General features: G+C 40.2%; 6 protein-coding genes. 2 read left to right on the top strand and 4 right to left on the bottom strand.

The window, feature by feature from the left end; genetic code table 11:
- The 4 genes from VE944_RS00200 to VE944_RS00185 form a co-directional block, all read right to left on the bottom strand.
- Positions 1 to 672: metallophosphoesterase (locus tag VE944_RS00200; RefSeq protein ID WP_324970732.1), on the bottom strand; the 672-nt coding region annotated here is incomplete at its 3' end.
- A 317-nt stretch (positions 673 to 989) separates the two neighbouring features.
- On the bottom strand, positions 990 to 1,820 hold the full coding sequence (locus tag VE944_RS00195) for a metallophosphoesterase (RefSeq protein ID WP_324970730.1): 831 nt from the start codon (positions 1,818 to 1,820) through the stop codon (positions 990 to 992).
- Between the two features lie 346 nt (positions 1,821 to 2,166).
- The gene (locus tag VE944_RS00190; RefSeq protein ID WP_324970727.1) at positions 2,167 to 2,622 is read right to left on the bottom strand and encodes a pentapeptide repeat-containing protein; all 456 of its coding nucleotides are present in this window, start codon (positions 2,620 to 2,622) and stop codon (positions 2,167 to 2,169) included.
- A 275-nt stretch (positions 2,623 to 2,897) separates the two neighbouring features.
- Complete coding sequence (locus VE944_RS00185) at positions 2,898 to 3,761, bottom strand: alpha/beta fold hydrolase (RefSeq protein WP_324970725.1); 864 nt, start codon at positions 3,759 to 3,761, stop codon at positions 2,898 to 2,900.
- A gap of 207 nt (positions 3,762 to 3,968) precedes the next feature.
- Between VE944_RS00185 and VE944_RS00180 the strand changes: the two genes are divergently transcribed.
- Both VE944_RS00180 and VE944_RS00175 read left to right on the top strand, forming a co-directional pair.
- Entirely contained in the window at positions 3,969 to 4,787 is an 819-nt protein-coding gene (locus tag VE944_RS00180; RefSeq protein WP_324970724.1) for a DUF1206 domain-containing protein, read from the top strand.
- 30 nt (positions 4,788 to 4,817) lie between these two features.
- Positions 4,818 to 5,051, top strand: a 234-nt coding sequence (locus VE944_RS00175; RefSeq protein WP_324970734.1) for a family 10 glycosylhydrolase, incomplete at its 3' end; no start/stop codon positions are given.

Below are 5,051 nucleotides of genomic sequence, written 5' to 3'. Positions count from 1 at the left end.
GAAAAATGTTACCCAACGCCGTAATTTTTTGGGAATTTGTTTGAGTAGTTTTTTATAATAAAATACTACAGGGCCAATGCCTGGAATTACGATGTGACCACCGTGGGTATGACCAGATAGTTGCAAATCTACGCGCCATTGTTGCAATATCTTAGCTGTATCTGGATTATGGGATAAAACGATGCGCGGTGTAACAGAATCTAGTTGATTCATAACTGGTGCAGGGTAGAATTCCCGTGACCAATAATCAGCTAATCCTACCAATGGTAATTGTTTTCCTAGTGGATAGGCGATTTCATTCCAAAGCACATGCACCCCAATGCTAGTTAACGCCTGTGTAACTTCTGCTTTTGAGTGGCTGTAATAGATATCGTGATTACCAAGTACGGCGTAGATACCACAGCGACTTTGCAGATGTTTGAGTCGATGCACCAATTGGTGAATCGGTGTCGGATCGTCAGTTACGTAGTCGCCAGTTAATAGAATTAAATCTGGTTCAGCTTCGTTAGTAAGTGCGATCGCTTTTTCTAACATATCTTCCGATAGCCGCAAACCATCGTAGTGAAAATCTGACAACTGCACTAGCGTTGTACCTTGTAAAGATGCTGGAAGTTCCGCAATCTTAACCGTGATTTTATCTACTCTTAAATGTCCCGTAAACAACCAATGCATAAGGCAACCGATACTCCTCATACCAGCGCTTACAGCTTACCAAAATAAAAATGTAACTTGATAACCTGCAATAATTTATGTCATCTACTCCAGACACAATTAACTATAGGAATCGTATTTGATTTTTGAAATTATCTACGTGGGCGGGGAGTGGGGAGTAGGGAATAAGGAATTAGGCTTTTCGATCTGTACCGAGCTTTTTCAGAAATCAAACATTAGTCCTATAATTGATTGAAATTCTGAAACTAAACTACAGGTATTCATTAGCCAAAATACCTGCTGTGATTCTGGCTAATGAATTTTTAAGTTTGGATTACTTATTCACCCTCTAGGGTGATTATAGTAACTTCTGGGCGGCAAAATAAGCGTCCTGGGAGGTAAGTTCCCAAACCACGATTGACATATAGCTGATTTTTCCCCAGCCTATGGAAACCCTGTGCCCATTCCCAATGGCTGACTACAGAAACATTTTCTGACAAAAATGGTAATCGATGCTGCACTTTTTTGGGTATTTTTTCTGCAAGCTTTTCGTAAAAAAATATTGCAGGGCCAATTCCGGGAATCACTATTTGACCACCGTGAGTATGACCAGATAATTGTAAGTCAACTCGCCATGCTTGGAGTATCTCGGCAGTATCTGGGTTGTGGGATAAAACGATGCGAGGTGTGTCAGGGTTTAGTTGATTCATGACTGGTACAGGATTAAATTCCTGTGACCAATAATCAGCCAGCCCAACAAAGGGTAATTCTTTTCCTAGTGGATAGGCAATTTCATTCCAAAGGACGTGAATTCCGATGCTAGTAAGGGCATCGGTAACTTCTGTTTTTGCGTTTTGGTAATGTATATCGTGATTGCCAAGAATAGCATAGATACCACTGCGACTTTGCAGATGTTTGAGTCGAAGTATCAATTGGTGAATCGGCGTCGGATCGTCAGTTACGTAGTCACCGGTTAATAAAATTAAATCTGGTTTAGCTTCGTTAGTAACTGCGATCGCTTTTTCTAACATATCTTCCGACAACCGCAAACCATCGTAGTGAAAATCTGACAACTGCACCAGCTTTTTACCTTGTAACGATGCAGGCAACCCTGTAATGTTAACCGTCAATTTCTCTATACTCAACGGCCCAGATAACAACCAATGCATAAGACGTTCACTAAAGCTCAATCATAGCGCTAACAGCTTAACGAAACATCCTAGATTTGTGTGTAGAGATTAGTACAACTTATTAAAAATTTAATCAAAACTAATCAAAATCCTGAAAGCTAGACATAGTAAAACTTTTTAGCCTAAATTCCACTTTTTTGCACAGATATTCGATTCAACCCAAATAAGAAAACCCCTCTGCTTGGTTCGTAGTAAAGTCATTACAACGCAGAGGGATTTCATTTTTTATTTTTGTATAGCGTATAGGCAGATTTTAAAGATAATGCTGGCAAAAAACCAGTTTCTCTGATGTTGTGTTTATTTTAACCTGCCTACTCAGTTTAGCCTAGTCCCAATCGGGAACGTCAGCATCTTCTCCCCCAACCCCGATTCCAGTGTTAAATATTTCGGCATCAGTGAGGTTGAGATCATTCATTGATGCTTTATATACATTAGAATCGTGAATCGTAGCGCGAGTAAAATTTACCCCGTTGAGATTGGTTTGCTTCAAATTCACATTGGTTACATAAGCTGATGTTAGGTTAGCACCTTCCAAGTTTGCACCAGTTAAGTCAGCACCTTCGAGGTTAGCCCCTACAAGGTTGGCTCCTTGGAGCTTCGAGCCTCTCAAGTCAGCACCAATTAAATGAGCGCCACTGAGGTTAGCTCCCGATAGATTGCACTGGATACATTCCCCAGTTGAAAGCAGCTTTTCTAAGTCCTGCGGGTTCTCGGCTCTAACCGAGTTAATGAAAAATAGGGGAGTTGCTAAGGCCATGGCCGCTAATAGCTGGAGTTTCATAATTTTTCCCCTTAAATAATCAAGTTGCGTCCGTTCTATCCCTCACAAGTCTATTATCTCATTAAACTTCATAAGGTCAATCTATCTCTTGACAAGTTAGTTGTGATATGGAATAGGGATAATGGTAATCTAAATAAATGCCGTTAATTCTGATTTTTGGCGATTTTTACTTGACAATCTTTCAAAAACTGCCACTGTTAAATCACTGTTAAATCTTTTTAAAAGTTTGCACTACTTGCCATAATTTGGCTATTTTGATAAGTATTTATACTTCTCTAAGTTTTCAGAAATTCTCGCATATACTGATTAACCAATTCAGGCTGTTCTTGCTGCACCCAATGGCCACAATTGGGTATGTACTTGATTTGAAAGTCTCTGACATAGGCTGCGGTGTCATAGCTTAGTTCCTTGCCGAGTGCAGTGTCATTTTCTCCCCAAATCATTAGTGTTGGCACTTCGAGAACACCCCAACTTGGATTTAGCATTCTCTGTTGAAAAATATTGCGGTAGTAGTTCAACATTGCTGTGAGGGCACCGCGTTTTGCAGCAGCATTTTTATAAGCGTCTATATCCGCTTGGGTGAAAGCACTCTTGTTCACTGCTGTACCTTTAAAAGCTGTTTCAATTGCTTGGTAGTCGGAAGATTGTAAAAGTAATTCTGGTATCCACGGTAGTTGAAAGAGGAATATGTAGTTGCTACGTAGCAACTGTTGGGGAGTGCGTAACCCTTGGGCAAATTTAGCTGGATGAGGCAGGTTAAGAATAATTAATTGTTCTAACATTTCGGGGTAAGTGTATGCAAAATTCCAAGCGATCGCACCTCCCCAATCATGCCCAACTAATACACATTTTTGGTATCCTAATCCTTTAATTAGTCCCTCAATATCTTTGATAAATTCATCCATTACATAAGCTGATTGCTCATTTGGTTTATCGCTATCGTTGTAGCCACGCAAGTCAAGGGCGACAACTTTAAAATCTTGGGCAAATTCTGGTATTTGATGCCGCCAAGAGTACCAAAACTCTGGAAACCCATGCAACATCAACATTAAGGGGCCTTCGCCTTGGGTAACGTAGTGTAGTTTTACCCCATTGGTAGTTATATATTCGTGTTTCCAAGAAGTTTCTATTAGAGACATAATTAATCTATTTTTAGCATTAAAAATACTAAAGAATAATACTGTACTTAGCAAATGTAATATTATTTTGATCAGCCTCACATCTATTAAAAGGCAGTATTACAATAGTAATTTTTTACAAAAATATTAGACAATTTGCCCTGCGGTAGATGTAAATCATGGGTAAATTTTTGTAAAAGGTAGATATAATATTTCTCCCCAATTACCATGACACAACAGTTGACAAACCATGCCTCATTGTGGGTTGAGCGACTGGGACGATTTGGCTATGTTTCCAAGGGAGTAGTTTACGGTATAGTTGGACTACTGGCAGCACAGGCGGCTTTTGGCAGGGGTGGTAAAACAACTGATACCCAAGGCGCTCTTCAAACAATCGTCAACCAGCCATTTGGTAAATTTTTGCTGGCTTTAGTTGCAATTGGCTTGATTGGATACGTAATCTGGCGTTTTGTACAGGCAATTAAAGACCCAGAAAATAAAGGTAATGATGCCAAAGGTTTGGCAGTACGAATTGGTTACGCAATTAATGGCTTGATTTATGCAAGTTTAGCCTTAAGTGCTGTAAAAATTGTTATGGGTACAGGCGGCGGTAAAAATAGTAGTGATTCTACTGAAGATTCGACAGCACGTTTGCTTTCTCAACCCTTTGGTCAATGGTTAGTTGGAACTGCGGGGGCGTTTGTAATTGCTCTAGGCTTCTATCAGTTTTATCAAGCTTTTAGTGGCAAATTTCGTAAAGAACTCAATTTAACTGAATTAAGCAACACACAAGCCCAATGGGTAATGAGGATTTCCAGATTTGGTTTAGCGGCACGGGGTATAGTATTTTGTATTATTGGTTGGTTTTTAATCGAAGCTGCAAGACAGTCGAATGCTGCTACCGCACAAGGTTTGGATGAAGTATTACAGACGTTAGCACAACAGCCTAACGGAGCATGGCTTTTGGGTATTGTGGCACTAGGTTTGGTTGCCTATGCGATTTACACAATAATACAGGCGCGGTATCGTCGGTTAGTCAATGTTTAGATGGTGTGCCGAGAATTTGAATTTATAGAAATGGCAATAATAGAAACCCGTGGTATCTGGCTGACCACTACTGATAGTAAAGTTCTCAGGTCAAAGGAACGTATTGCTGAGGCGATGGATTTTCTGGCCGAGACGGGATTTAATGTGGTGTTTCCCGTTGTTTGGAACAAGGCGGTAACTTTATATCCTAGTCAAACAATGCAGCAGACTTTTGGAGTCGAAATTGACCATCTGTCTGTAGGCCGTGACCCTTTAGAAGAGGTG

The sequence above is a fragment of the Nostoc sp. genome, assembly GCF_035638895.1.
Taxonomy (GTDB): Bacteria; Cyanobacteriota; Cyanobacteriia; order Cyanobacteriales; family Nostocaceae; genus Nostoc.
This window is presented reverse-complemented; position numbering and strand designations above follow the sequence as displayed.